The organism is Streptomyces sp. O3, from assembly GCF_054788135.1.
In genome coordinates this window covers 31,122-54,175 of record NZ_JBTVYK010000041.1, presented here as the reverse complement: position 1 = coordinate 54,175, position 23,054 = coordinate 31,122, and the positions used below count along the sequence as shown (strand labels likewise).

At 72.2% G+C, this 23,054-nt stretch carries 28 protein-coding genes; 17 read left to right on the top strand and 11 right to left on the bottom strand.

Going from position 1 to position 23,054, the window contains the following annotated elements:
• Nucleotides 1–22 precede the first annotated feature (22 nt).
• A complete protein-coding gene (locus ACX6XY_RS21050) occupies nucleotides 23–397 on the top strand; it encodes a tetratricopeptide repeat protein (RefSeq protein ID WP_460332822.1) in 375 nt (124 codons plus the stop codon).
• Nucleotides 398–457: 60 nt separating this feature from the next.
• On the opposite strand, the gene ACX6XY_RS21045 is transcribed toward ACX6XY_RS21050, so the two are convergent.
• Entirely contained in the window at nucleotides 458–742 is a 285-nt protein-coding gene (locus ACX6XY_RS21045; protein ID WP_460332820.1) for a DUF6343 family protein, read from the bottom strand.
• A gap of 254 nt (nucleotides 743–996) precedes the next feature.
• Between ACX6XY_RS21045 and ACX6XY_RS21040 the strand changes: the two genes are divergently transcribed.
• Nucleotides 997–1,983: a trypsin-like serine peptidase gene (locus ACX6XY_RS21040; protein WP_460332818.1), complete on the top strand. Its 987-nt coding sequence runs from the start codon at nucleotides 997–999 to the stop codon at nucleotides 1,981–1,983.
• Between the two features lie 132 nt (nucleotides 1,984–2,115).
• On the opposite strand, the gene ACX6XY_RS21035 is transcribed toward ACX6XY_RS21040, so the two are convergent.
• The 4 genes from ACX6XY_RS21035 to ACX6XY_RS21020 form a co-directional block, all read right to left on the bottom strand.
• Nucleotides 2,116–2,529, bottom strand: coding sequence for an RNA-binding S4 domain-containing protein (locus ACX6XY_RS21035; protein WP_460332842.1), 414 nt, complete (start codon nucleotides 2,527–2,529; stop codon nucleotides 2,116–2,118).
• 63 nt (nucleotides 2,530–2,592) lie between these two features.
• Nucleotides 2,593–3,477 carry an aminoglycoside 3-N-acetyltransferase gene (gene aac(3) / locus ACX6XY_RS21030; RefSeq protein WP_460332816.1) on the bottom strand — a complete coding sequence of 295 codons (885 nt, stop codon included), beginning with the start codon at nucleotides 3,475–3,477 and terminating at the stop codon, nucleotides 2,593–2,595.
• 195 nt (nucleotides 3,478–3,672) lie between these two features.
• Nucleotides 3,673–4,503, bottom strand: coding sequence for a Mut7-C RNAse domain-containing protein (locus ACX6XY_RS21025; protein WP_460332839.1), 831 nt, complete (start codon nucleotides 4,501–4,503; stop codon nucleotides 3,673–3,675).
• Nucleotides 4,504–4,795: 292 nt separating this feature from the next.
• Nucleotides 4,796–5,524, bottom strand: coding sequence for an ArsR/SmtB family transcription factor (locus tag ACX6XY_RS21020; protein ID WP_460332813.1), 729 nt, complete (start codon nucleotides 5,522–5,524; stop codon nucleotides 4,796–4,798).
• A gap of 65 nt (nucleotides 5,525–5,589) precedes the next feature.
• Here ACX6XY_RS21020 and ACX6XY_RS21015 point away from each other — a divergent pair, with 65 nt between their 5' ends.
• The 3 genes from ACX6XY_RS21015 (at nucleotide 5,590) to ACX6XY_RS21005 (ending at nucleotide 7,410) form a co-directional block, all read left to right on the top strand.
• Nucleotides 5,590–6,315 carry a flavin reductase family protein gene (locus ACX6XY_RS21015; RefSeq protein WP_460332811.1) on the top strand — a complete coding sequence of 242 codons (726 nt, stop codon included), beginning with the start codon at nucleotides 5,590–5,592 and terminating at the stop codon, nucleotides 6,313–6,315.
• Nucleotides 6,316–6,334: 19 nt separating this feature from the next.
• Entirely contained in the window at nucleotides 6,335–6,778 is a 444-nt protein-coding gene (locus ACX6XY_RS21010) for a hypothetical protein (RefSeq protein WP_460332809.1), read from the top strand.
• 92 nt (nucleotides 6,779–6,870) lie between these two features.
• The gene (locus ACX6XY_RS21005; RefSeq protein ID WP_460332808.1) at nucleotides 6,871–7,410 is read left to right on the top strand and encodes a GNAT family N-acetyltransferase; all 540 of its coding nucleotides are present in this window, start codon (nucleotides 6,871–6,873) and stop codon (nucleotides 7,408–7,410) included.
• Nucleotides 7,411–7,436: 26 nt separating this feature from the next.
• Here ACX6XY_RS21005 and ACX6XY_RS21000 read toward each other — a convergent pair whose 3' ends face one another.
• A complete protein-coding gene (locus ACX6XY_RS21000) occupies nucleotides 7,437–8,084 on the bottom strand; it encodes an MmyB family transcriptional regulator (protein ID WP_460332807.1) in 648 nt (215 codons plus the stop codon).
• A gap of 209 nt (nucleotides 8,085–8,293) precedes the next feature.
• Between ACX6XY_RS21000 and ACX6XY_RS20995 the strand changes: the two genes are divergently transcribed.
• From ACX6XY_RS20995 to ACX6XY_RS20965, 7 genes are all read left to right on the top strand, one after another.
• Complete coding sequence (locus ACX6XY_RS20995) at nucleotides 8,294–8,998, top strand: helix-turn-helix domain-containing protein (RefSeq protein WP_460332805.1); 705 nt, start codon at nucleotides 8,294–8,296, stop codon at nucleotides 8,996–8,998.
• 130 nt (nucleotides 8,999–9,128) lie between these two features.
• Nucleotides 9,129–9,662 (top strand): toxin-antitoxin system, toxin component, encoded by a 534-nt coding sequence (locus ACX6XY_RS20990; protein ID WP_460332803.1) that lies wholly within the window; start codon nucleotides 9,129–9,131, stop codon nucleotides 9,660–9,662.
• A 3-nt stretch (nucleotides 9,663–9,665) separates the two neighbouring features.
• Nucleotides 9,666–10,889, top strand: a complete 1,224-nt coding sequence (locus ACX6XY_RS20985; RefSeq protein WP_460332801.1) for an MAB_1171c family putative transporter — start codon at nucleotides 9,666–9,668, stop codon at nucleotides 10,887–10,889.
• Between the two features lie 113 nt (nucleotides 10,890–11,002).
• A complete protein-coding gene (locus tag ACX6XY_RS20980; RefSeq protein ID WP_460332799.1) occupies nucleotides 11,003–11,344 on the top strand; it encodes a YkvA family protein in 342 nt (113 codons plus the stop codon).
• A 20-nt stretch (nucleotides 11,345–11,364) separates the two neighbouring features.
• Nucleotides 11,365–12,153: an SAM-dependent methyltransferase gene (locus tag ACX6XY_RS20975; RefSeq protein WP_460332798.1), complete on the top strand. Its 789-nt coding sequence runs from the start codon at nucleotides 11,365–11,367 to the stop codon at nucleotides 12,151–12,153.
• A 136-nt stretch (nucleotides 12,154–12,289) separates the two neighbouring features.
• Nucleotides 12,290–14,008 (top strand): BCCT family transporter, encoded by a 1,719-nt coding sequence (locus ACX6XY_RS20970; protein WP_460332796.1) that lies wholly within the window; start codon nucleotides 12,290–12,292, stop codon nucleotides 14,006–14,008.
• 129 nt (nucleotides 14,009–14,137) lie between these two features.
• Nucleotides 14,138–15,022, top strand: coding sequence for a bile acid:sodium symporter family protein (locus ACX6XY_RS20965; protein WP_460332794.1), 885 nt, complete (start codon nucleotides 14,138–14,140; stop codon nucleotides 15,020–15,022).
• A gap of 8 nt (nucleotides 15,023–15,030) precedes the next feature.
• On the opposite strand, the gene ACX6XY_RS20960 is transcribed toward ACX6XY_RS20965, so the two are convergent.
• Nucleotides 15,031–16,470 (bottom strand): WGR domain-containing protein, encoded by a 1,440-nt coding sequence (locus ACX6XY_RS20960; RefSeq protein ID WP_460332792.1) that lies wholly within the window; start codon nucleotides 16,468–16,470, stop codon nucleotides 15,031–15,033.
• Between the two features lie 148 nt (nucleotides 16,471–16,618).
• Between ACX6XY_RS20960 and ACX6XY_RS20955 the strand changes: the two genes are divergently transcribed.
• Nucleotides 16,619–17,920 carry a methyltransferase gene (locus ACX6XY_RS20955; RefSeq protein WP_460332790.1) on the top strand — a complete coding sequence of 434 codons (1,302 nt, stop codon included), beginning with the start codon at nucleotides 16,619–16,621 and terminating at the stop codon, nucleotides 17,918–17,920.
• On the opposite strand, the gene ACX6XY_RS20950 is transcribed toward ACX6XY_RS20955, so the two are convergent.
• Together ACX6XY_RS20950 and ACX6XY_RS20945 are read right to left on the bottom strand one after the other, a co-directional pair.
• Nucleotides 17,856–18,275, bottom strand: coding sequence for a hypothetical protein (locus ACX6XY_RS20950; protein WP_460332788.1), 420 nt, complete (start codon nucleotides 18,273–18,275; stop codon nucleotides 17,856–17,858). The genes ACX6XY_RS20955 and ACX6XY_RS20950 overlap by 65 nt on opposite strands.
• The gene (locus ACX6XY_RS20945) at nucleotides 18,269–18,694 is read right to left on the bottom strand and encodes an ATP-binding protein (protein WP_460332786.1); all 426 of its coding nucleotides are present in this window, start codon (nucleotides 18,692–18,694) and stop codon (nucleotides 18,269–18,271) included. Before ACX6XY_RS20945 ends, ACX6XY_RS20950 begins: the two co-directional genes overlap by 7 nt.
• A gap of 218 nt (nucleotides 18,695–18,912) precedes the next feature.
• Between ACX6XY_RS20945 and ACX6XY_RS20940 the strand changes: the two genes are divergently transcribed.
• Nucleotides 18,913–19,773, top strand: coding sequence for a helix-turn-helix domain-containing protein (locus ACX6XY_RS20940; RefSeq protein ID WP_460332784.1), 861 nt, complete (start codon nucleotides 18,913–18,915; stop codon nucleotides 19,771–19,773).
• Nucleotides 19,774–20,022 carry a DUF397 domain-containing protein gene (locus ACX6XY_RS20935; RefSeq protein ID WP_460332782.1) on the top strand — a complete coding sequence of 83 codons (249 nt, stop codon included), beginning with the start codon at nucleotides 19,774–19,776 and terminating at the stop codon, nucleotides 20,020–20,022. It begins immediately after the preceding gene.
• A gap of 10 nt (nucleotides 20,023–20,032) precedes the next feature.
• On the opposite strand, the gene ACX6XY_RS20930 is transcribed toward ACX6XY_RS20935, so the two are convergent.
• On the bottom strand, nucleotides 20,033–21,103 hold the full coding sequence (locus ACX6XY_RS20930; protein WP_460332780.1) for an SGNH/GDSL hydrolase family protein: 1,071 nt from the start codon (nucleotides 21,101–21,103) through the stop codon (nucleotides 20,033–20,035).
• A 178-nt stretch (nucleotides 21,104–21,281) separates the two neighbouring features.
• Nucleotides 21,282–21,764: an anthrone oxygenase family protein gene (locus tag ACX6XY_RS20925; RefSeq protein WP_460332778.1), complete on the bottom strand. Its 483-nt coding sequence runs from the start codon at nucleotides 21,762–21,764 to the stop codon at nucleotides 21,282–21,284.
• 115 nt (nucleotides 21,765–21,879) lie between these two features.
• Here ACX6XY_RS20925 and ACX6XY_RS20920 point away from each other — a divergent pair, with 115 nt between their 5' ends.
• Together ACX6XY_RS20920 and ACX6XY_RS20915 are read left to right on the top strand one after the other, a co-directional pair.
• Nucleotides 21,880–22,548, top strand: coding sequence for a nucleoside/nucleotide kinase family protein (locus tag ACX6XY_RS20920; protein WP_460332777.1), 669 nt, complete (start codon nucleotides 21,880–21,882; stop codon nucleotides 22,546–22,548).
• 83 nt (nucleotides 22,549–22,631) lie between these two features.
• Nucleotides 22,632–23,051 carry a CBS domain-containing protein gene (locus ACX6XY_RS20915; protein ID WP_460332775.1) on the top strand — a complete coding sequence of 140 codons (420 nt, stop codon included), beginning with the start codon at nucleotides 22,632–22,634 and terminating at the stop codon, nucleotides 23,049–23,051.
• The last annotated feature ends 3 nt before the right edge of the window (nucleotides 23,052–23,054 follow it).

Sequence of the window (23,054 nt, the reverse complement as noted above, 5' to 3'; positions counted from 1 at the left end):
TCAGTCAAGAAAGGAAACGACCGTGCCCGAGAACGCGGGACGCACCCCGGAAACCCATGTCATCGACTTCCGTGCGGCGGAGCAGCTGCTCGACGCCCGCGATCCGCGCGGCGCGGTGAAGCTGCTCGACCGGGTCATCGCCGCCCACCCGGAGAACACCTCGGCCCGGCTGCTACGTGCTCGGGCGTTCTTCGCGGCCGCGCAACTGCGGCCCGCAGAGCTGGAGTTCGAGCTGGTTCTCGAGCGCGAGCCGGACAACGCGTTCGCGCACTTCGCGCTGGCCCGCACCTTTGAACGCGCGGACCGCCCGGAGCAGGCCAGGCGCCACTTCCGGCTGGCCGCGGCGCTCGATCCACAGCCGGAGTACCTGGCGGCGGCGCGGTTCGAGTCGGACTGAAGCGAGGCCGCGCGGGCCTGGCGACGTAGTCCCCGACGGCGAGGCCTCCGGCCGCCGGGGTCAGCGCCGCCGGGGCCAGCGGCCCATGCCGCCCCGGTCGGGCTCGTACGGGGGAACGTCGCGGCCCGGCTGGTAGTGGGGGCCCTGGTGGATGTGGCGGAGGATCATCGACATGTCCACCGTGACGATCGCCGTGAGCACCCCGCACGCGATCGCCCAGCCCGGACGGCCCGCGTAGGCGAAGGCGACCGTGCCCGCTGCGGCCCAGATCAGCCCCCACACGCTCAGCCAGAAGCGCATGCGCAGGGCACTGCGCGCGGTGAGGGGTTCGCTGCCGGTACGCATCGGCACTCATCTCCCGGTTCCAGTTCCAGGATCGCACTGGGCGACCCTCCTCAGGGGCGCGTCAGGCGCGTCAGGGGCGTCAGGGGCGTCCGGGGCGCGTCTTTTCTGACGCGCCCCTGACAAGACGTCGATTCCGTGGCACCCTTCCCCGTGCAGGCCCCGCACCGCCTGGCGCAGCTCATCTCCGCACCGCTCCGCACACCGGTCAAGCCCGCGCGGCCACCCAGGGCGCGCGGCCGTCGCAGAAGGAGTCCATGCGCGTGAGACGAAGCCTCATCACCCCCCGCCGCGCCATCGGAGCACTGACCGCCGCGGGAGCCCTGCTCGCCGCGACCCTGTTACCGGCCGCATCGGCCGCCGCGGCCACTCCCGCGGACGCCGCACCCGCCTACGAGCAGCGGCAGTCCAAGGACCTGAACGCCTTCTGGACCGCGGAGCGCATGCGCTCCGCGAAGCCGCTCGACGTGCTGCCCGTGAAGGCCGGGAACCTGCTGGCCAAGGTGCGCTCCGGCGCGGAACTGCGCGTGCCGCCGACCAGCGTCAACCCCGGCGCCCAGGCCTTCCCGCAGCGCGGCGGCGCCTGGGACGGCGGCGGCGCGGTCACCACCACGTCCGGCCGGGTCTTCTTCACCTACCAGGGCCGTACCGCCTCCTGCTCCGGGAACGCGGTCACCAGCGCCAACAAGTCCACCGTCCTCACCGCCGGGCACTGCGTGAAGCTCGAAGGCGCCTGGCACACCGACTGGGTGTTCGTCCCGAACTACCGGGACGGAAACGCCCCGTACGGCAAGTGGACGGCGAACAAGACCCTCGCCACGCCGCAATGGGCGGCCAGCGAGGACATCAACTACGACGTCGGCGCCGCGGTGGTGAACCCGCTGAACGGCCAGCGGCTCACCGACGTCGTGGGCGCCCAGGGCGTGGCCTTCAACACTGGCTACAACAAGGCGATGTACGCCTTCGGGTTCCCGGCCGCCGACCCGTACGACGGCTCCCGGCTGATCTACTGCAGCGGGAACTCCTTCCGGGACTTCCTGTTCTCCTCCGACCACGGGCTGTCCTGCGACATGACCGGGGGCTCCAGCGGAGGGCCCTGGTTCCAGGACTTCGACGAGTCCACCGGCACCGGGCTGCAGACCTCGGTGAACAGCTTCGGCTATGTCTTCCTGCCGGGCTATATGTTCGGGCCCTACTTCGGCGACGACGCCAGGGACCTCTACAAGGAGGCGCAGGGCAGCTGACCGGCCCCGCGGGCGCAGCCCGCTGACCCCCGGCCGGGCGTCCGGGAACGGACGCCCGGCCCGTGCGCCTCGGTGACACCAGCCGCTCGCCCGGCCCGCCTTCCGGGCGGACGGCGGGAGTTGACGGCAGGCTTAGGCGTCGGGTGTCCGGCCGTCCGATGGCTGCCTCAGGCCGCGCAGGCGCTCCAGCTCGCGCCGGTCCCGCTTGGTCGGGCGGCCCGCGCCGCGATCGCGGACGCCCGCGGGGGCGACCGCCTCGCGGGGCGGCGGCGGGGGCGAGTGGTCGACGTAGCACTCGACGGCGACCGGTGCGCCGACCCGCTTGCGGATGACACGGCGCACGATGACGACTCGCTCCCGGCCCGCGTGCCGCAGCCGCACCTCGTCGCCCGCCTTGACCGCCTGCGCGGGCTTGGCGCGGTCGCCGTTGACCCGCACATGGCCCGCGCGGCAGGCCGAAGCCGCCGCCGAGCGGGTCTTGACCAGCCGCACCGACCAGATCCAGCTGTCGACCCGCACAGTCCCGGTCCCGGCGTCCCTACGCATGCCCGTACCGCCCGTGCCCGTGCCCGTGCCTGCGCCCGTAGCCTCCGAAGTCATGGTCCGACTCTATTCCGGCGAGTCGGCCGTGTGCCCGCGCGGTGTCCCGCGTCCCAGCTTCCCCTCGATCCAGCCGATCGCGAACTCCACCGCGTCGGCGGCCTCGAACAGGTGGCTCTCGGCCGCGCCCACCCTGCCCCGGCGGCCGATCCCGGCGGCGAGCATGTCCCGCGTGATGGCCTCGAACGGATCCTGCCCCTCGGGTACCACCGGGGAGTAGTCGAAGGCGCCGGTCGACGAGTCGATGTCATGGAACCGCCGCCAGACCCGCTCCCCGTCGACCTCGATGGGTTGCTCGTACGTCACGAACCGCTTGCCGGGGGCTTCGGCGAGCGCCTCGGCGTAGTGCAGCAGCGTGAACGTCTCCAGCGGGGCGCCCAGGAACAGCACTCGGCCACCCAGCGTGACCAGCCGCTCCAGCGGGCTGCCGGGGCCGTGCGGGTCGTCCCAGGGGTGGTCGGCCATCAGCGCGGCGGCCGAGGCCCCGAGCGCGGCGAGACTCGCGTCCGGGTGGCGGCTGCGGACCGCGCCGGGCCAGCGGCGCAGCGCCTCCGGCAGGCGGCCGTTCTCGTGGTCGGCCTCGCTGAGTCCGGGGTCGTACGCGGGGTGCTCCGCGCGTAGGGCGTCCTGCCAGGGCCCCGGCCAGCCGGTGAAGTCGTATGGCGGGGCGTCGTTCCAGCCGCAGGTCACCAGCAGGGTGCCGCGTTCTCCCACGACGTCGCCGAGTGCGCCGATGAGCGTCCGGGGCCCGCCCGCCACATAGCCGATGGCGGACATCCGGGTGTGGAACATGACCGTGTCGCCGTCGGCGAGACCGAGCGCGGTCAGGTCCTGGATGAGCCGAGACCGGGTGACGGGGCCGCCCGCGCGCTTGAGCAGAGCCAGTTCGTCCATGCACGGGGAGGGTACAGGGGAGCCGCGGGCAGCGGACGGGGCCCGCCGTGTGGCGCGTGCCCGCTGTACGCCCGTGCGGCCCGTGCCCGCCGTGCGGCCCGTGCCCGCCGTGCGGCCCGTGCCCGCCGTGCGGGCCCGTACGGCGGGCGCGTCAGCGGCCGGTGGGCAGGACCCAGACTCGCCCGGCGGCGAAGTTCAGCGGCACGCCGTCCGGCGTCGTGAACGAGGTGCCGGCCTGCTCGTGCTCGCGGCTTCACTTCCGCCCGAGTCCGCCGTGCACGCGGCGAGTCCGAAGGCCAGCGCCGCGGCGGTCAGGACGGCGGTGGTCGCGCGTCCCGCCGCCGCCACGATCTGTTCCAGCCTGCGGCCGTGCGCGCCCCGCCAGTAGACCCGGCCGCAGTCCGGGCAGCGCGTGAACGCGTGATACGTACGGCGGGTGCCGGGGCGCAGCAGATGCGCGACCTCGCTCTTGGCCACCGGCGCGAGCGGGGCGTTGCACGCCGTGCACCGGGTCCACGGGGCCAGCTGTGGTGCGAACCGCTCCAGTACGTCGGCGAGTTGACCGTCCGGGCGGGCGCCGCGCACATACCCGCCCAGCCACAGCGCCCGGCGGCGCAGCAGGCCCCGGTCCTGGGTCAGCAGCACCCGGCGCTCGGCGTTCGCCTGCGCGATCAGCGCGTCGTCGTCCAGGTCGTTGTGGTACGCGGTGTCGACGCCGAGCAGGCGCAGCCGCCGGGCCAGCGCGCCCAGATGGACGTCGAGGACGAACCGCGGCGGCTCGGGCAGCGGCCGCTGCGGCCGGGACACGGGCCGTACGTCCACGTGCTCGCCCGCCCGCGGACGGTACGAGGGAGCCACCGGGCGCCCGTCGACGAGCAGCGCGCCGACCTCCGGGAGCGGAACGCCCAGGGACTCGACGACGTGGCCGAGCGAGGAGACGCCGTCGGGCGTCACCCGCGTCTCGCCGTTCTCCCGGTGACGGGAGGGCAGAAACAGCCGAAGCTCGGCGGAGAAACGAAGGCGCAGCGCCGACTCGTACACGCTTTCAGGATGCCACCGGGGCGCGGGGGCGGCCCGTGGTGGGCGTGAAGGTTGGCGATGACCTGCCTGGCTTGCTGTACGGGGGCGCGCCTCGCCCACGAGGCCGCCCGCGGCGTCGAGCGGCACGGACCCGGCCAGGAAGGCCAGCCGGGTACCGGCTTCGACGACGGAGGCGTGCGCGCAGGTCGGCGGCTGACGGTCTGCGGTCGCTGGCCGACGGGGTGCCGCCGAGCCGATCATGCCGAGTGACGCGCGGCGCTCGCACATGCTTTTCGCCTCAGTCGGCGGGGGCGTACAGCACCGCGTCGGTGAGTCCGAGGTGGTCGCGCAGCACCGTACGGCCGGTGTCCGTTAGGACGATCACACGGGTGTCGCCCCTGCGCAGGACCCACTCGGCGTCGAGAGCGTGCTGGAGGAACGCGGCGCCCACCGCGCCCGCCAGGTGCTGGCGCCGCTCCGTCCAGTCCAGACAGCTGCGGACATGGGCGCGGCCCGAGCGCGGGCGGTGGTCGTCGATGCCGAGGCCGCGCAGCCAGGCCTTGCCCGCGTCGGTCAGCGCCGGGCCGTACTCCCAGGTCAGCAGGGATCGCTCGGTCATCGCGTCGGTGATCGCGACCGCGACCGTGCCCGCCAGGTGGTCGTAGCAGGACCGGGCGTACGCCAGGGCGCGGCGGCGGTGCGCGTCGCGCAGGGAGCGTACGGGCGTGGAGCGCAGCGGGGCGTGCGAGGCGAGGCTCTCGATCATCTCGGCGGTGGCGGGCCCGGCCAGGCGCACATAGCGGTGGCGGCCCTGCCGTTCCTCCGCCAGCAGCCCGCCCGCGACGAGCCGGTGCAGCTGGCCGGTGGCGGTCGACGCGGCCACTCCGGCGTGCTGGGCCAGTTCCTTCGCCGTCCAGGCCCGGCCGTCGAGCAGCGCCAGGCACATCGCCGCGCGGGTGCGGTCGGCGAGCAGGGTCGCCAGGGCGGCCAGATCGGGGCCGGGGACGCTGTCGGGGGGCTGGCTCATGGGTCCATTCTGCCGTGCGACGCTTCGGCGTCCGCCGAAGCGTCACGTCCGTAGCGTTCCGCGGCATGAACCACAGCACCCCGACCGCCGACCGCGCACGCCCCGCCGACTCCGCCCGGTCCGCTGACTCAGCCGACCCTGTCCGCCCCGCTGACGGTCATCTCGCGATATCCCCGAGCATCCTGTACTTCGGCACCCCCGTGGCCCTGCTCAGCACCGAGAACCCCGACGGCACCCCCAACCTCGCCCCGGTGTCCTCCGCCTGGGCCCTGGGGCACACCGTCGTCATCGGCGTGGGCGAGCAGGCGCGTACGGCGGCGAATCTCGCGGAGCGCCCCGAGCTGGTCGTCAACCTCCCGTCGGCCGACCTCTGGTCCGCGGTGGAACGCCTCGCCCCGCTCACGGGCGCCGACCCGGTGCCGGCCGCCAAGCGCGCCGTGTACCGCCATGAGCCGGACAAGTTCGCCGCGGCGGGCCTGCGCCCCCTGGAGTCGGAGCGGGTGCGGCCGCCGCGGGTCGCCGAGTGCCCGATCCAACTGGAGGCCACGGTGCGGAAGCTGACACCGGCCGGTCCCGACGGCGGATTCCGGATCGCCGAGTGCGATGTCGTACGGGTGCACGCCGCCGCGTCGGTCGTGGTGCCCGGCACCGAGCACATCGACCCGGCCGAGTGGAGCCCGCTCATCTACAGCTTCCGGCACTACTTCGGACTGGCCCAGCCGGAACTCGGCCACGGCTTCCGCTCGCAGACGGCGCGCGGGGCGGCGGGGCGCTGCTCTACGGTGAGGTGACCGAGAGGAAGGGGCTGACGTGGACGCGGAGTTGACGGCACTGGCCGCGGCGGGGGCGACGGCACTCGTGCAGCAGATGGCGACCGACGGCTGGGCACAGGCACGACGGCGACTGGCCGCGTACTTCTCACGCGGGCGGTCCGAGGACGAGGAGACGGTGACGGGCGAACTGGAGGAGGCCCGCGCCGACCTCGCCGCGGCAAGGGAGGCGGACGACGCGGAGGCGGCCGCGGACGTGGCCGCCGAGTGGCGCAACCGGCTGCGCCGCACCCTGCGCGCCGATCCGGCTGCGGCCGAGGAACTGCGGGAGCTGCTGGAGGAGTTGGCCCCGGCGGGGGCGGCGCCGCGGGAGGGCGCTGTGCACAACACCATCAACGACGGCGTGTATCACGGCACGGTCATCCAGACGGGCCGAGTGGAGTCGCTGTACCACGGGGATCCGGACGGCCGACGCCGGGCCTGACCCGCGACCGCCTTGGCGCGCCAGAGCCCCTGGTGCGCCGGAGGTCCTTGATACGCCGGAGATCCTTGGTACGCCAGAGATAGGGTGCCTGGGTGGAGCACGCACCCACCCAGGCCTCTACCTTCGTACGGCCCCGTCGCGCACAGGACCTCGAAGCGTGCGCGCGGGCGCTCGCGGAGGTGCACCAGGCGGACGGCTATCCGGTCAACTGGCCCGCCCACCCCGCGGCCTGGCTGAATCCGCCGTCCCTGCTCGCGGCCTGGGCGGCGGAGCTGGACGGGCGGGTCGTCGGCCATGTCGGTCTGTCCCGCGCCGACGGCGCCGACGCCGCGCCCGCTGTGTGGGGCACCCGTCACGGGGTGGGCGCCGAGGCGACCGCGGTGGTCAGCCGCCTGTTCGTCGCCCCGGCCGCGCGCGGCCGGGGGATCGGCGCCCTGCTGATCCAGGCGGCCGTACGGGACGCGCGTCAGCGTGCGCTGCGGCCGGTCCTGGACGTCGTCGCCTCCGACACCGCGGCGGTGGCGCTGTACGAACGCCTCGGCTGGGAGCCGCTGGCCACGGTCGAGCAGCGGTGGGGGCCGGACCAGACGGTCCTGGTCCGCTGCTACGCCGCGCCGCCGGACAGAGCCTAGGTTCCTCCGGCCCTCGCGGCCGCGGCTCAGACGACGCGGAGGTGTGGTGCGCCGCGCCGGGGGCGTGGGGTCGCCGTGAGGCCGGGGTCCTGGAGTACCAGGGTCAGCCGGGAGAAGCCGATGGCCCGTAGGGTGGCGGGGGTCTCGCTGATGATCCGGCAGGTGGAACGCCCCTGGGCGGGGTCCGGGTGGCGTAAGGGCCGGACGGCCCCGTCATGGTCGACGGCGGCGGAGCCGACGGCCCTGATCCAGTGCGGCAGCCCCTGCTGGTAGGCGGCGTTCATGAGCGGGTCCGCGGCGATGTCCAGGCGAATGTCCTGAATCCCTTGGTCCTGCGGATGGGTTTCGACGGCGGACGCGAACTGCGCCAGCATCGGCAGACACCAGCTCGTCTCGTGCTCGGCGAGCACATCCGCGGCGTCCGGGTGGAAGAGGACGAAGCGCAGGAAGTTGTGGCGCGGCATGGCCGTGGGGTGCGGCCGTACGGAGTGGAAGAGGGCGTCGTACGCGGAGTTGGCGACGACGACGTCCCAGCGGTGGTTGACGAGCAGGGAGGGGAAGGGGGTGGCGTACAGCATCGCGGCGTAGTCGCGCAGGTAGGACCGCGTGGCGGGGTCCGCCGTGCTGCCTGGCCCGTCACAGGCGCTGCCGCGCCCCGCCACCGCGTCATTCATCGAGATTCACCATCGAGATGTCGTCCCTCCCGTGGGTACGGCGTGAGGCCGCAGAGCGATCCTGCTGGTTGAGACGAGAACGTGTCAACAATCGTGGCATTCAGTCGTGTTGTTCGATCAGATCGCGCCACAATTGTGGCAACCCTTGGTCTAGATCTGGCTGAACAGATACGCTGCACAGTCCACCGTCACATCGAGGAGACCCACCGGTGTCAGATGGCCTCTCGGTCGCGGGCCCGGCGGGCACCGGCCCGCTCGCGGTAACGGTCGCCCGCGTCGGCGAACTCGCCGACAAGCTCGGACTGTGCCGTGACGAGGTCTTCAACCGGCAACACCTGTCCGCCCAGTCGGGCGTCCCGGTCGGGGTGGTGAAAGCGCTGCTCGAGGGCCGGGAGGCGGGCGAACCAGACCTGCAGGCCCGGTTTCTGCAGCGTTTCGACCTGCTGCGCAGAACCCGGCTGAAGCCGGACGGCCGCCGCTACACCCAGCGGGAGATCGCCGACGGCGCGGGCATGTCACGCCAGCAGGCGGGCGCCCTGATCAACGGCGACCGGCGTCCCACCATGGAGCACTGCGACGCCATCCAGCGCTTCTTCCAGGTGCACGCGGGGTTCCTCACGGCCGCGGACGCCGACGCGCTCGACGGCGCGCTGCAACGCACCGAGCAGGACCTGCTGCAGAAACTGGCGGAACGCGAACGGGCGGAGCGCGAACGGGCGGCCCACCCCCCGCACACGCCCGGCGATCCGGCCGCCGCCGCCCCGGCCGAAGACGCCCTGCAGAGGCTGCTGGCGGACCACGGGGTACGGGGAATCGCCTGGCGGGCCGCGCAGTTGCCCACGGACAAGCACCGGGACACGGTCACGGAGTGGCTGGACATGCTGCTGGAGAACGTCAGGCGGTCGGAGACCTGATGCGGCCGCGCGAGCGGGCGCAGCGACAGGGCGGGCGACAGGGGCGACAAGGGCGGCAAGAGCGACCAGGCGGGCGACAGGCACGGATGCGGGGCGAGCGGCGGGCATGGGCATGGGGATAGGCAGGGACATGCGCCGTCTGTGCGGCGAACTCGTCGGCGGCATCGACCTGCCGACCCCGACCGAGCCCGCGGACCTGTACGCCGCGCTGTGCGGGGGCATGAGTCGACGCCGCGGCCGCCCGGTCAAGTTGAGGATGGCGCCGTTCCCGCCGGGCACGGCCAGCGGCCTCTGGCTCGACATGGCCGACCAGGACCTGATCGTGGTCGAGGAGCGCACCGCCCCCGACCACCAACTGGTGATCCTCGGGCACGAGTTGTGGCATATGAAGGCCGGGCACTGCGGCCACGAGGTGGACGGCGCCGAGGTCGCCGCGCGGCTGCGGTCCCAGACCGCCGACCTGCACGAGACGGTACGCACGGTGGCCGCCCGCACCCGCTTCGACCAGGCGGACGAGGACGAGGCGGAGAGCTTCGGACTGCTGCTGGCCAGCAAGTGCCGCCCCTGGCTCGCCTCCGCGGGCGAGCGGCACACGACGGCGGGCCGTGATGTGCTCGCCGGACGGATCGAGGCCTCGCTCGGCCGCCGCCGACCGCGAGGCTGACACGTGCGGAGCGCGGCCTCCTACGTTCCCGCGGCCGCGATGGGGGTCGCGTTCGTCTGCAGACTGCCCGGCGCGGTACGGGCCTGGCGCGACCCCCTGGTGCGCTCCGTCTGCGTACTGCTCGGACTGGCCGCCGCGGTGTTCTTCTTCGCCGCGCCACCGACGGTCGCCGAGGTCAACCGGGCCACCGGCATCGCGAACGCGTCCGCCCCGCTGGTCTACGGCCTGTTGTCGGCCTTCTCCGCCGCCACCCTGGTGCTGATCGTCAACTGGCGCGGCGGGCCGCCGGACCGGACGCGTCGGGTCACCCGCGCCCTGATCGCCGTCTACGGGCTGGTCACCGTGGCGCTCGCCGTGCTCTTCGCGTTGGGCAGCGCCCCGGTCGAACGGCCGCGGGACCTGGACACGTACTACGCGACCACGCCGTACATCCGCGAGATGATCGTGCTGCACCTCGTGGCGACAGCCGCCCCGGCGTGCGGCGTGTGCGTGCTGTGCTGGCGCTGGGTGCGGCAGGTGCGGAGCCGCTGGCTGCGCGCCAGCCTGCTGACCATCGCGACCGGCTACCTGTGCGACGTCGCCTACGTCTGGGCCAAGCTCACGGCGGTGGCCGCCCGCTGGCGCGGAGCGGACCTGGACACGCTGAGCACCGACGCCGCCCCGCTGTTCGCGTCCGTCGGCGCGCTGATCGCCGCGCTGGGGTTCCTGCTGCCGCTGGCCGGGCCGCGGCTCTGCGGGGCGGTCCGCACCTGTCTGACCCACTGGCGGCTGGCCCCCCTGTGGCGGGAACTGCGCCCGTCCGGCCAGAGGGAGAGCGCGTCAGTACGCATCGCCTGGTGGGCGGCGCCCGGCCTGCGGGCCACCCGGCGCGAGACACAGATCCACGACGGCCTGCTCGACCTCCAGCCGTTCCTCGATGACGCGGTACGGGTCCGGGCGTACGAGGCGGCGCTCGCCAGCGGCTCGGACGCGGCGGACGCCGGAGCGGTGGGCGACGCGGCGATGGTGGCCGTGGCCGTACGGGTGAAGGCCGGGGCGGCGGCTGACGCCGGGAGCCGACCGGCCGGGCCCACGACGGCCGTCACCGCCGGCGGGGGCGCTGGCGCACGGTCCCTGGCGCGGGTGTCCCGCGCCCTGCGGTCCCCGATCGTCACCGCGGCCCGTCAGACGGCGGCCCAGGAGAGCGGCGCGGTAGGAGGGCGGCGGGGTGGGAGAGCGGCGGGGTAGGAGAGCGGCGGGGTAGGGCCGGATCCACCGGGGGTGGTCTGCCCTAGCCCGATCGGGTTCACGGCACGCTCAGGCCGGGGCGGCCGGTCCGTCAGCGGGCAGGAAGACACTCGATGAGTACCGAACTGAAGGCCGTCGCGGCGGTGGCGGTCCTCCTCTTCCTCGCCACCGCCGCGCTGGTGGTCGTCCTCCTGGTCCGTCTGGTGCGGGCCCGCAGAGCGCTGCGCGACGCGGGCGTCCCGCTGACGAACACCCTCGCCTTCTGGGGCGCGGTGCTCTACGCGATCTCCCCAGTGGACCTGCTCCCCGACCCGGTGCTGCTCGACGACATCGGCGCGCTGCTCCTGGCGCTGCGCTCCCTGCACCACGCCAGCGCCAAGGCCAAGGGCGCCGGCAAGAGCGCCGACGCGGACGCCCGCCACTCGTGCGCACATGCCAAGATGCCTGTCACATAACGGAGTTGAGGGAGGCATCGATGGCTGACCGCATCGACACCAGCAGGCCGCACACCGCCCGCATATGGAACTACTGGCTGGACGGCAAGGACAACTACCTGGTCGACCGCGAGGCCGGAGACCAGATCCGGCGACTCCACCCCGGCATCGGCGACTACGCCCGCGCCGACCGCCTCTTCCTGGGCCGCTCTGTGCGGCACCTGGCGGGCGAGGTCGGCATCCGGCAGTTCCTGGACGTCGGCACCGGACTGCCCAGCGCCGACAACACCCACGAGGTGGCGCAGCGGGCCGCCCCCGAGTCCCGGATCGTGTACGTGGACAACGACCCGCTCGTCCTCACGCACGCCCGCGCGCTGCTCACCAGCACCCCCGAAGGCAGCACCGACTACCTCGACGCCGACCTGCGCGACACCGACACCATCCTGGAACGCGCCGCGCGCACTCTCGACCTGACGCGGCCCGTCGCGCTCGTCCTGCTCGGTGTGGTGATCTTCATCGAGGACGACGAGGAGTCGTACGGGGTCGTACGCCGCCTCCTGGACGCCCTGCCCAGTGGCAGCCACCTGGTGCTCTCGCACACGATCACCAGTCCGGCGATGCCGGACGTGGACCGCGCCGTGGAGTTCTGGAACGCACACGGCACCCCGAAGCTGACCCAGCGCACCCCGCGGCAGATCACCCGCTACTTCGACGGTCTGACGCTGCTGCCGCCCGGCGTGGTGTCCTGCTCGCGGTGGCGCGCGGACGGCGGCGCGGACGAGAAGCCCGACGAGGTGGCCATGTTCGGCGGGGTCGGCCGCAAGGACTGACGTCCGCTTCGTGTTCGTTCGGTGATGAAGCTGTGATGTGTGTCGAGGGCAAGTCAGGGCAGGCGCGTCGGGTAGTTAAGAGAATTGTCAAAGATCACCGAAGATAAGGCTTGGTATCTGAGTGACTGGGGATCAGGTGGCAAGTCCACCGAGTGATGAGCAAACGGGCAGGAAGCCGGACGCGCCGTCCATCGCCCCGCGGGTGTTCCTGCCCGCCGCGGCGATCATTCTGGCCTTCGTGCTGTACGCCACGATCTTTCCCGGCAACGCGAAGGACGTGATCGGTGACATCAACACCGAGATCGTCGGCAGCGTCGGCTGGTACTACACAGCGATCGTCGCCCTCTTCGTGGTGTTCTCGCTCTGGGTCGGCATCGGGCACTTCGGCGATATCAAGCTCGGAAAGAACGAGGACAAGGCCGAGTTCAGCCTGGGCTCCTGGCTGGCGATGCTGTTCGCCGCGGGCATGGGCATCGGCCTGGTCTTCTGGGGCGTGGCGGAGCCGCTGACCCACTTCGCCTCACCGCGTCCGGGAGTCGGCGACGCACCGGACCAGGAGAGCGTCAGCCAGGCCGCCGAACAGGCCCAGCAGTCTCTGGTCCAGACGTTTATGCACTGGGGCTTCCACCCCTGGGCCATCTACGTCGTGGTCGGTCTGGCCGTCGCCTACGCCGTGCACCGCAAGGGCCGCCCGGTCTCCATCCGCTGGGCACTCGAGCCGATCCTCGGCGACCGGGTCAAGGGCGGTCTCGGCGACGCGATCGACGTGATCGCGATCGTCGGCACGCTCTTCGGCGTCGCCACCTCGCTCGGCCTCGGCGTGATGCAGATCTCCGCCGGGCTCGACTTCCTCGACTGGATCGACGATCCGGGCACCACCACGCAGGTGGTGCTGATCGCCCTGATCACCCTGGTGGCCACCATTTCCGTGGTCACCGGCGTGAAGAAGGGCATCAAGTGGCTGTCGAACCTGAACATGGGGCTCGCGGGCTCGCTGATGATCTTCGTGCTCATCGCCGGGCCGACGCTGTTCCTGCTCAATGAGTTCGTCACGTCCATCGGCGCGTATCTGCAGAACGTCGTCCAGCTGTCCTTCGACACCGGCGCCATGCAGGGCGAGGCCGGCGAGGCCTGGCAGAGCGGCTGGACCACCTTCTACTGGGGCTGGTGGATTTCCTGGGCGCCCTTCGTCGGCATCTTCATCGCGCGTATCTCCCGTGGCCGCACCGTCCGTGAGTTCGTGCTCGGCGTACTGCTCGTCCCGACCCTGCTCACGTTCTTCTGGTTCGCCGTCTTCGGCGGCGCCGGTCTGTACCGCGAGATGTTCTCCAGCGGCGGCATCCTGAGCTGGGGCGACGAGGCGGAGGCCTTCAGCGTCGACACCAACAGCGCGCTGTTCCAGCTGCTCGACACCCTGCCCGGCGGCGCGTTCGTCGCGGGTGTGGCGATCCTGCTGATCGTGCTCTTCTTCGTCACCTCGTCCGACTCCGGTTCCTATGTGGTCGACATGCTGGCCAGCGGCGGTGACCCCAACCCGCCGAAGTGGAGCCGGGTCTTCTGGGCCGTCGCCGAAGGCGCCGTGGCGGCGGCGCTGATCATCGCGGGCGGTTCCGACTCGCTCACCGCCCTCCAGACCATGGCGATTCTCATCGCGTTCCCCTTCAGCTTCGTCATGCTGGCCATGTGCTACGCGACGATCAAGGAGTTCCGCCGAGAACGCGCGATCTACCTGGCCCATCAACGCAGGGTGCAGACACAGGAACTCACCGAGAAGGTGGCCGCCGCGATCGACGCCGGCAACGGCGGCAACGGCGGTGCCGAAGACGCCGACGGCCGCGGGGGCAAGACCCTCTAGCCGACCGTCTCCCCGGCGTTCGCTCGACGAGGGCGCCCGGTCCGCGGGTCAGCACGACCCGCGCACCGGGCGCCTTCTCGTCTCCGCACGCCTGTGGACTCCTCGGCTCCGGGCCACGACCCTGTGCCCGTGGACTCCCCCCTCGTCACCGCGCTGGCGCCCGCCGTGCTCGCCGTCATCATGCTCGGGCTCGGACTGAGCCTGACGGTCGGCGACTTCCGCCGGATGACCGACCACCCGCGCACCGTGGCCGTCGCACTCGGCTGTCAGCTGGTCCTGCTGCCCGCCGTCTGCTTCGGGCTGGTGCTGGCCTTCGGCCTGGCGGGCGCGCCCGCCGTCGGGATGATGCTGCTCGCCGCCTCGCCCGGCGGCACCATGGCCAATGTCTACAGCCATCTCTTCGGCGGCGACGTCGCGCTCAACATCACACTCACCGCTATCAACTCGGTGCTCGCCGTCGTCACCCTGCCGATCGTGGTCAACGTGTCGGTGGCGTACTTCGACGCGGGCGACGGCGGTCAGCTCGGGCTGCAGTTCACCAAGACCGCGCAGGTCTTCGCGATCGTGCTGATCCCGGTGGCCGCCGGGATGACCATCCGGGCCAGACGGCCGGACTTCGCGGCACGGGCCGAACGCCCCGTGAAGCTGCTGTGCCTGGTGATCCTGGCCGGGATCATCCTGGCCGCCCTGCTGGCCGAGCGCGACAACATCGGTGACTATCTCGCCAGCGTCGGCCCGGTGGCGGTGCTGTTCAGCGTGATCTCGCTGGCCACCGGATACACCGCCGCCCGGCTGTCGAAGGCGGGACACCCCCAGGCCGTCGCCGTCTGTATGGAGATCGGCATGCACAACACCTCGCTCGCCCTCACCGTCGCCCTCAGCCCCTCTCTGCTCGACAGCACCGAGATCGCCGTGCCCAGCGCGGTCTACGCCATCCTGATGTACTTCACGGCCGGAGCGGCGGGCCTCCTCCTCAACCGGCTCGCCGCACCCCGCCGGAAGACCGCCGCCTGAGCCGCCGGTCAGACCAGACGCCGGATCTCCCCGCGCACCCGGTAGAACCCGCCCGCCGCCGGGTGCAGCGACTCCACCACGTACCGCGCGCCCGGCTCACGTATCCCGCGGGGGAACTGCACGTTCCAGGACGGGTCGTAGCCGCCCGACACGACGTGCACCCGCAGCCGGCCGTCTTCCTGGACGCACTCGACGACCACCTGCCCGGCCTGAGCCACCGAGACGGTCTCCACCGCCGTCACCGCCGTCACCGGCGTGTACGTGGGCAGGGCGGCGGCCAGCTTGACGTCCACGGGCACCGGCACGGAACCCTGCTGGGCCGAACGGATCCCCGCGTCGCTGGCGTCCACACAGACCAGGGAGCCGTCCGTGGTGACCATGTACAGCTTCTCGTCCCGGTACTGCATCGACAGCGCCGAGCCGCCCTCGATGCCCAGCTTCCACAGCCGGGTGCCGTGCGCGTCGAAGCAGTAGACCGACGAGGTGTTGTCGCCCGCGAAGACATAGCGGCCGCCGGGCGCGGTCGCACAGGAGTACACCACCGAGTCACAGGCGTACGTCGCCTCGACCGCGCCCGTCGCCTTCGACAGCCGCTGTACCGCGCGGTGGGCCGTGCCCGCGTACACCGACGTGTCCTCCTGCCAGCCGAACAGCACCGCGCCCTGCGTCGGCGTGTGCCACAACTCGCCGCCGCCGTCCGGGGAGTAGGCCGTCACACCGCCGCGGTGGCCGTGGTAGACGGCGTCCTCGTCGGCCCGCACCATCCACGCGTGCTGCCCCGAGGACTTCCGCGACCACTGGTACTCGTCCTCGTGGTCGATGACCGTCAGGCCGCCGTCGCGGTCGGCGACGTTCAGCACGCCCTCGCGGATGTCCAGCCAGAAGATGTCGACGTCCGTCGCGATGTCGTACGCCGCGAACGGCAGTTTGGAGGAGAGGTCGTACACCTTCCCGTCGTCGCACCCCGCGTAGATCCAGAAGTCGTCCGCCACCAGGCACTTGACGCCGTCCGGCAGCGAGTAACGGGCCAGCACCTCACCGCCGTGACTGAGCGTGTACACATCGCCCCACTGGTTGCCCACCCAGCAGCGGTCCTCGTCGATGTGAATGCCGAACGCCGACGAGCCGGTGCGGAACCGCCACAGCACCGGGGCCATCGCACGGGCGGTCGAGGGCGCCGAGCTGACCTGACGGCGGGTCACCGGGCGTGCCGCGCGCTGGCCCTGGACGGCCGGGGCGTACCCTTTGCGGACCTTCTCGGCGACCTTCTTCGCCGCCGCTGCCTGTGCCTTCTGCGCCGTCGGGAAGGTCGAGGTCGTCAGCTGGCCCTGCGCGCCGATCCGGCCGTACCGGATCGAGACGGCCGTTCCCTCCACCGTCACCTCATAGAACTTGTGCGCTCCGCCGTCCTCTTGCGACAGCTCCAGATACGTCTTCGTCCGAGACATGGCACACCCCTCCCCAGGACGGACACGACGCCCGGTGCGTTCCGTGTCCCACTGACCAGAACACTACGGTGCGCCACTGACATTCACGCCGGTCCCTGCGGCGGAGCCGGGCGTTCCGGGCCCGGCGGCTCCGTTAGCCTGGGGCACGATGAACCGTTTCCCGACGTCGCGGGGCGAGTACGAACTCACCCGCTTCCCCGAAGACCCCCGCGACCCGCTGCGCGCCTGGGACGCCGCCGACGAGTACCTGCTCCGGCACCTCGAGCGGCCGGACGACGGGACCGGCGGCGGGACCGACCGCCCGGCGCCGGAGCTCTCCGGTGCCGTGGTCGTCGTGGGCGACCGCTGGGGTGCCCTGGTCACCGCGCTCGCCGACCACCGGCCCACGCAGATCACCGACTCGTTCCTCACCCGGCGGGCCACCGAGGCCAACCTCGCCCGCAACGGCGTCGCCCCGGACGCCGTACGCCTGCTCACGACCAGGGACACACCCCCCGAGCGCGTCGACGTCCTGCTGGTCCGGGTGCCCAAGAGCCTGGCCCTCCTGGAGGACCAGCTGTACCGCCTGGCCCCCGCCGTGCACGAGGGCACCGTCGTCATCGGCACCGGGATGGTCAAGGAGATCCACACCTCGACGCTACGGCTGTTCGAGCGGATCATCGGCCCGACCAGGACGTCACTCGCGGTGAAGAAGGCCCGGCTGATCTTCTGCACGCCCGAGCCGTCGCCGTCCGCCGCCCGCGACGCGCGGACGGCCAACCCGTGGCCGCACACCTACACCCTGCCCGACGGCATCGGCCCGGTCTCGGGACGCGCCGTCACCAACCACGCCGGTACCTTCTGCGCCGACCGGCTCGACATCGGCACCCGCTTCCTGCTCCAGCACCTGCCCGCGCACCGCGGCCCGGAACACGTCGTGGACCTGGGCTGCGGCAACGGCGTCGTCGGCACGGCGGCCGCGCTGGCCAACCCGCAGGCCGACGTCACCTTCGTCGACGAGTCCTACCAGGCGGTGGCTTCGGCGGAGGCCACCTTCCGGGCCAACGCCGTGCCGGACGCCAAGGCGCGGTTCGTCGTCGGGGACGGGCTGGCCGACATGCCGCCCGGCACGGTGGACCTCGTCCTGAACAACCCGCCGTTCCACAGCCATCAGGCCACCACCGACGCCACCGCGTGGCGCATGTTCACCGGGGCCCGCGCGGCGCTGCGCCCCGACGGCGAACTGTGGGTCGTCGGCAACCGCCACCTCGGCTACCACCTGAAGCTGCGCCGCCTCTTCGGGGCCTGCGAAGTCGTCGCGGGCAACCCGAAGTTCGTGATCCTCCGAGCGGTCAAAACAGAAACCAAGGCAGGGCCGGAGGGCAAGAACAGGGGCGCGGGCAGGTCTACCCGTGCACCGGCCGGGGGCGGGTCACGGCGGACCGCATCCACGCGGGCACGGTCTCGGTGATCCGGCAGAGCGCGAGATAGAGCGGGATCGGCGGCGTGTACGGCACCGCGCCCGTGGCCTGGTGGACCGGCCGCAGCGCGCCGGCGGCCGCCGGAACCAGGCCGCCGGCCTTGTACCGCGCGGGCGGCGGCCAGTCGAGCGCGAGCTCGGAGCCGGACGGCACGACCCACCACCACCGCGCGCCGTCCGTGTACACGCACCCCATCCGCGGCAGCAGCTGACGCAGCCGCGGGCCGAGCGCGTCGGGCACCCCCACCGCGTCACAGCCGAGCGGGGTCGTCATGCCGGCCGGCAGCAGCAGCGACACATCGCCCAGGCGGCGGTTGAGTCCGGTCAGCGTCTCCACGGTCAGCACGCGCACGACGGTCCGGCCTCGCGCGGCAGTTCGGCCCACACCACGAGTCCGAGGCCCGGACCGGCGTCGGCCGTGCCCCAGGCGCTGCTGACCGCGTCGACCAGGAGCAGTCCGCGACCGTGGTCCTCGTGACCGTCCCGGACCGGGTGCGGCGCCGGGACGCCGGCTCCGGGTCCCTCGTCGCGCACGACCACGCGCACGGTGTGCGCGGCGTCGTCCCACAGCTCGCACACGACCAGCCGACTCGCGGTGTGCACCACGGCGTTGGTGACCAGCTCCGACATGACCAGGGCCGCCGCGTCGCACGTCTCGTCGGCGATCGACCAGCCCGCCAGCTGATTCCGGGTCAGGCGTCTGGCCAGGGGTACGGAGTCGGGGCGCGCGGCCAGCTCGAAACGGCAACGGCGATCGCGGGTCACGGCACCCGTCGGGTGCCGTGTGAGGGGGGCGTTACCGAGCACCACGACCGATTCCTAACGCGGCGGACTGGTTCACGTATGCCACTATCGCCCCGCCGCGGACACTTGGCAAGCGTCACTTTGAAAAGTGCAGAGTGCAGTGTTCTCATTTTGCCGACCCATGGCAGACTGCCTGGCGAACAGAGGCCACCGGCCACAGCGCGGTACAGGAGGCAGTAGTGAGCGAACCGCGGTCCGCTCCCACCGTCGGTCAGGTCGTCCTTGGAAAGCGCTTGCAGGAGCTCCGCGAGAACGCGGGGCTCAAACGCGAGGAGGCCGCGCGCGTGCTGCGCGTCGCGCCCGCCACCGTCCGCCGTATGGAGACCGCCGAAGTCAGCCTCAAGATCCCGTATCTCCAGCTGCTGCTCCAGGCGTACGGCGTCGCCGACGGCGAGGCCGCGTCCTTCGTGGACCTGGCCGAGGAGGCCAACCAGCCCGGCTGGTGGCAGCGGTACCACGACATCCTCCCCAGCTGGTTCAGCATGTACGTCAGCCTGGAGGGCGCCGCCACTCTCCTCAGGTCGTACGAACCCCATTTCGTGCCCGGACTGCTGCAAACCGAGGACTACGCGCGCGCCGTGATGCACGCGGGCGCGCTCGGGCAGACCTCTCCCGAGGACATCGAGCGGCATGTGGCCCTGCGCATGCGGCGCCAGGAGCTGCTCAGCCGCGACAACGCCCCCCGGCTGTGGGTCGTCATGGACGAGACCGTGCTGCGCAGGACCGTCGGCGGGCCCGGCGTGATGCGGGCCCAGGTCGACCGGCTGCTCGAGGCCGCCGAGCTGCCCCATGTCACGTTGCAGGTCGCGGAGTTCACCGAGGGGCACCATCCGGGCACCTACGGCCCGTTCGTCCTGTTCCGCTTCTCGGTCCCCGAACTGCCGGACATGGTCTACACCGAGTACCTGACCGGCGCCGTCTATCTCGACCGCCGCGCCGAGGTCGTGACCTATCTGGAGGTCATGGACCGGATGGCGACGCGGGCCGCAACGGCACACCGCACAAAGGAGATTCTCCGGAGTCTCCGCAAGGAGCTGTGAATGGATCACATATCCGACCGGATCTACAACGGCATGCCCGCCCGTGAGCTCGGCAGCGAGGGCTGGCACAAGCCGTGGAGCGGCGGCAACGGCGGCAACTGCGTGGAGGCCATGAAACTGGCCGACGGCCGGGTCGCGGTACGGCAGTCGGCGGACCCCGACGGACCGGCGCTGATCTACACCTCTGGCGAGCTGTACGCGTTCATCCAGGGCGCGAAGGCCGGGCAGGCGGACTTCCTGTTGTCCTGACCGGTGCGCGTCAGGGGCGCCGCTGCCGTGAGTCGCGTACGTAGTCGTCGACGGTCGCCGTGATCGCCTGGGTGAAGCGCAGGACGCCGGGCGAGCGCACCGTGCACGGTGGGGCGCCCTCCTTGGTCGGGGCCAGGCAGAAGTGCAGCGGATCGTCGGTGCGGTGCAGCTGGGCCGTCGTCCCTCCGGTGCAGTACGCGGGGTTGGCGCGCTCGTAGGCGTTGCACGGCAGGTTCTGCACGTACGTGTAGCGGTCACCGGGGCGGCTGACCCGAGCGCCCGCGTCCGCGACCAGGTCACCGGCGGCCCTGGCCTGTGCCCGGTAGATCTCGTTGACGCGACGGACCCGGTCGGGGGCCACGGCGTCGGGGCCCTGGAGCACCCAGACGAGCTTCGGGCGCGGAATGCCCGCGGTACGGGCCGCCTCGGTGATCTGCTCGGTCAGTTCGCGGGCGTCGGCCGTGTACCGGGCGAAGTATGTAGCCGGGTCCGCGTCGTGCACGATGCCCCGCATACAGGGCGTGAAACCCCAGGAGTTGCCCCAGAACTGGAGCACCACGACCTGGGGTCGCTTGGCGCGCACCAGGGCCGCGGCCTTGCGGTCGTCCGGTATGAACAGACTGTCGTAGTCGCCCTCCAGATAGTCGCACAGGGTCGTCCCGGAGTGCGGCGCCTTGAGGAGCTTCGCGCTGCCGGACTCGTCGAGCAGGTCCGCGAGTACGTCCTGGTTCTCCGTGGCGATCGAGTCGCCGAGGTAGAGCGCGCGAGCCGGGGGAGCCGTCGAGGTCGGCTCGCCGGCCGGCTTTCCCGTCGGCTTCCCGGTGGGGGACTCGGCGGGGTCGGGCGCGTTCTCGGGGTCCGAAGAGCCCGCTGGCCGCGCCGACTCCTGGTCACGCGGGTGAACCGGCGCCGCGGCCGCCTTCGTGGACGGTGCGCCCGCCGTCGGCACAGCGGCGGGCGCCGCGGCGTTCGCGTCCGACGAGTCGGACGCGAAGACCAGCCGCGCGCCGAACATCCCCACGGCCGCCAGCGTGAGTGGCGCCAGCACCCAGGCGATCCCCGCCAGCCACTTTCTCCCCATGCCGCTCGCGCCCCTCCCGCGTCAGCGTCCCCTGCGTTCACGAAAGGACCACACTGACGTGCGAAACGTCAGGAGTCCAGTACGGCTGGTGAGGAGTTGGTGAGGCAAGGCACTGAGGCAAGGTACTGAGGCAGGTACTGAGGCAGGCGCTGAGGTGAACGCACGCGCGCGTGAGGGCTCACGCCGCCAGCGCGAGGACGAACGCGGCGCACGCGGCCAGCGCCGCACCGCCGCGTACGTGGTTCCACGCCGTCCACTCGGCGACGAACCGCCGCCAGGGCTCGGCGCTTTCGGGCGCCTGAGGGTCGAGTTCCGCCAGCGCGGTGTTACGAGGGATGTTCGCCGCGATCGTCACGCCCAGGGAGCCGAACACGTACAGCGCGCTGCCGAGCAGCACCTCGACCGCGCCCCGGTCCGGCCACACCACCAAGGTGATCACGGCCACGACGACGCACAGCGCCGCCGTGCCCATCAGCGCGCACAGGAACACCGGGTTGAGGATCACGACGTTGATCTTCTGCATCGCCGCTATCCCCTGCGGGGCGGGCAACGCGCCGAGCGCCCTCATCACGGACGTCGAATAACCGAAGAAGACCCCGGCGATCAGCCCGCTGCCGAGCGCCGCCAGCAGAGTGAGCGCGAAGTACGGTCCGTCGATCATGGCAAGCTCCGTTTTCCGGTCGGGTGCCGACCAGTCAACGCCGCCAGCCGTCCGATGACCATGGTTCCGCCGCGCACGCGCATACGCGCGCGTCTCGCCAGGCATCATGGGGGCCGTGCGACTGGAACCGATCACCTGGGAACGGCTCACCGACGCGCTCGCCGACCGGCTGCTCGGCCTCGGGCCCGACGACACGGGCCCCTGGATCCGGGTGGCCGTCGACGGCGCCCCGGCCGCGGGTACCGGAGCACTCGCCGGGCGGCTGGCCGACGCGCTGCGGATACGCGGGCGGCCCGCGCTCGCGGTCGCCGCTCAGGGATTCCTGCGCCCCGCCTCGCTGCGGTTCGAGTACGGCCACCGGGACCCCGAGACGTACTACGACGGCTGGTTCGACACCGGCGCCCTGTGGCGGGAGGTCTTCGACCCGCTGGAGCCCGGTGGCACGGGCCGGGTGCTCACCGACCTCTGGGACCCGGCGACCGACCGCGCGACCCGGACCCCGTACGCCGAACTGCCGCCGTCCGGCGTGCTGGTGCTGCACGGCCCGCTGCTCCTGGGGCGCTGGTTCCCGTTCGACCTGACGGTGCATCTGCGGCTCACGTCGGGGGCGTTGCGGCGGCGTACCGAGGAGGCCGAGCGCTGGACGCTGCCGGCCTTCGAGCGGTACGAGGACGAGGTCGACCCGGCCGGGACGGCGGACGTGGTCGTGCGCGCCGACGACCCGCGCCACCCCGCGTGGAACGGCGAGTGCGCGGGGCCCGCGGGGCGCGCGGGTGCGCGCTGAGGAGGGTGCGACGAGAATGGGCACGCCGGTCCCAGCGGCGCCGTCCGCGCCGCGCCGGCCGTCCGGCCATCAGGAGGTACTCCATGACCACTGCCGGAGAAATCATGCACCGTGGCGCCCAGTGGATTCCGGCGCACGAGACGCTGGACCGGGCCGCCCAGCTGATGCGCGACCTGAATGTCGGCGCCCTGCCGATCAGCGACGAGAACGAGCGGCTCTGCGGCATCCTCACCGACCGTGACATCGTTGTCGGATGTGTGGCGATGGGGCATGACCCCGCCCACGTCACCTGCGGCGACATGGCCGCGGGCACCCCGCGCTGGATCGACGCCGACGCCGACGTCGGCGAGGTGCTCCAGGAGATGAAGGGTCACCAGATCCGCCGCCTTCCGGTGATCGAGAACAAGCGGCTGGTCGGGATGATCAGCGAGGCCGACCTGGCCCAGCACCTGACCGACGAACAGCTCGCGGGCTGGGTCGAGCGGGTCTACGCGAGGAGCTGACCC

Excerpts from the sequence above, each read along its gene's own strand:
- ACX6XY_RS20935 (WP_460332782.1), top strand. The coding sequence starts at position 19,774 with ATGGATCACATATCCGACCGGATCTACAACGGCATGCCCGCCCGTGAG.
- ACX6XY_RS20960 (WP_460332792.1), bottom strand. The coding sequence starts at position 16,470 with ATGTCTCGGACGAAGACGTATCTGGAGCTGTCGCAAGAGGACGGCGGA.
- ACX6XY_RS21045 (WP_460332820.1), bottom strand. The coding sequence starts at position 742 with ATGCGTACCGGCAGCGAACCCCTCACCGCGCGCAGTGCCCTGCGCATG.
- ACX6XY_RS21035 (WP_460332842.1), bottom strand. The coding sequence starts at position 2,529 with ATGCGTAGGGACGCCGGGACCGGGACTGTGCGGGTCGACAGCTGGATC.
- ACX6XY_RS20980 (WP_460332799.1), top strand. The coding sequence starts at position 11,003 with ATGAGTACCGAACTGAAGGCCGTCGCGGCGGTGGCGGTCCTCCTCTTC.
- ACX6XY_RS21020 (WP_460332813.1), bottom strand. The coding sequence starts at position 5,524 with ATGAGCCAGCCCCCCGACAGCGTCCCCGGCCCCGATCTGGCCGCCCTG.
- ACX6XY_RS20915 (WP_460332775.1), top strand. The coding sequence starts at position 22,632 with ATGACCACTGCCGGAGAAATCATGCACCGTGGCGCCCAGTGGATTCCG.
- ACX6XY_RS20955 (WP_460332790.1), top strand. The coding sequence starts at position 16,619 with ATGAACCGTTTCCCGACGTCGCGGGGCGAGTACGAACTCACCCGCTTC.
- ACX6XY_RS21040 (WP_460332818.1), top strand. The coding sequence starts at position 997 with ATGCGCGTGAGACGAAGCCTCATCACCCCCCGCCGCGCCATCGGAGCA.
- ACX6XY_RS21000 (WP_460332807.1), bottom strand. The coding sequence starts at position 8,084 with ATGAATGACGCGGTGGCGGGGCGCGGCAGCGCCTGTGACGGGCCAGGC.
- ACX6XY_RS21015 (WP_460332811.1), top strand. The coding sequence starts at position 5,590 with ATGAACCACAGCACCCCGACCGCCGACCGCGCACGCCCCGCCGACTCC.
- ACX6XY_RS20925 (WP_460332778.1), bottom strand. The coding sequence starts at position 21,764 with ATGATCGACGGACCGTACTTCGCGCTCACTCTGCTGGCGGCGCTCGGC.
- ACX6XY_RS20930 (WP_460332780.1), bottom strand. The coding sequence starts at position 21,103 with ATGGGGAGAAAGTGGCTGGCGGGGATCGCCTGGGTGCTGGCGCCACTC.
- ACX6XY_RS20990 (WP_460332803.1), top strand. The coding sequence starts at position 9,129 with ATGCGCCGTCTGTGCGGCGAACTCGTCGGCGGCATCGACCTGCCGACC.
- ACX6XY_RS20975 (WP_460332798.1), top strand. The coding sequence starts at position 11,365 with ATGGCTGACCGCATCGACACCAGCAGGCCGCACACCGCCCGCATATGG.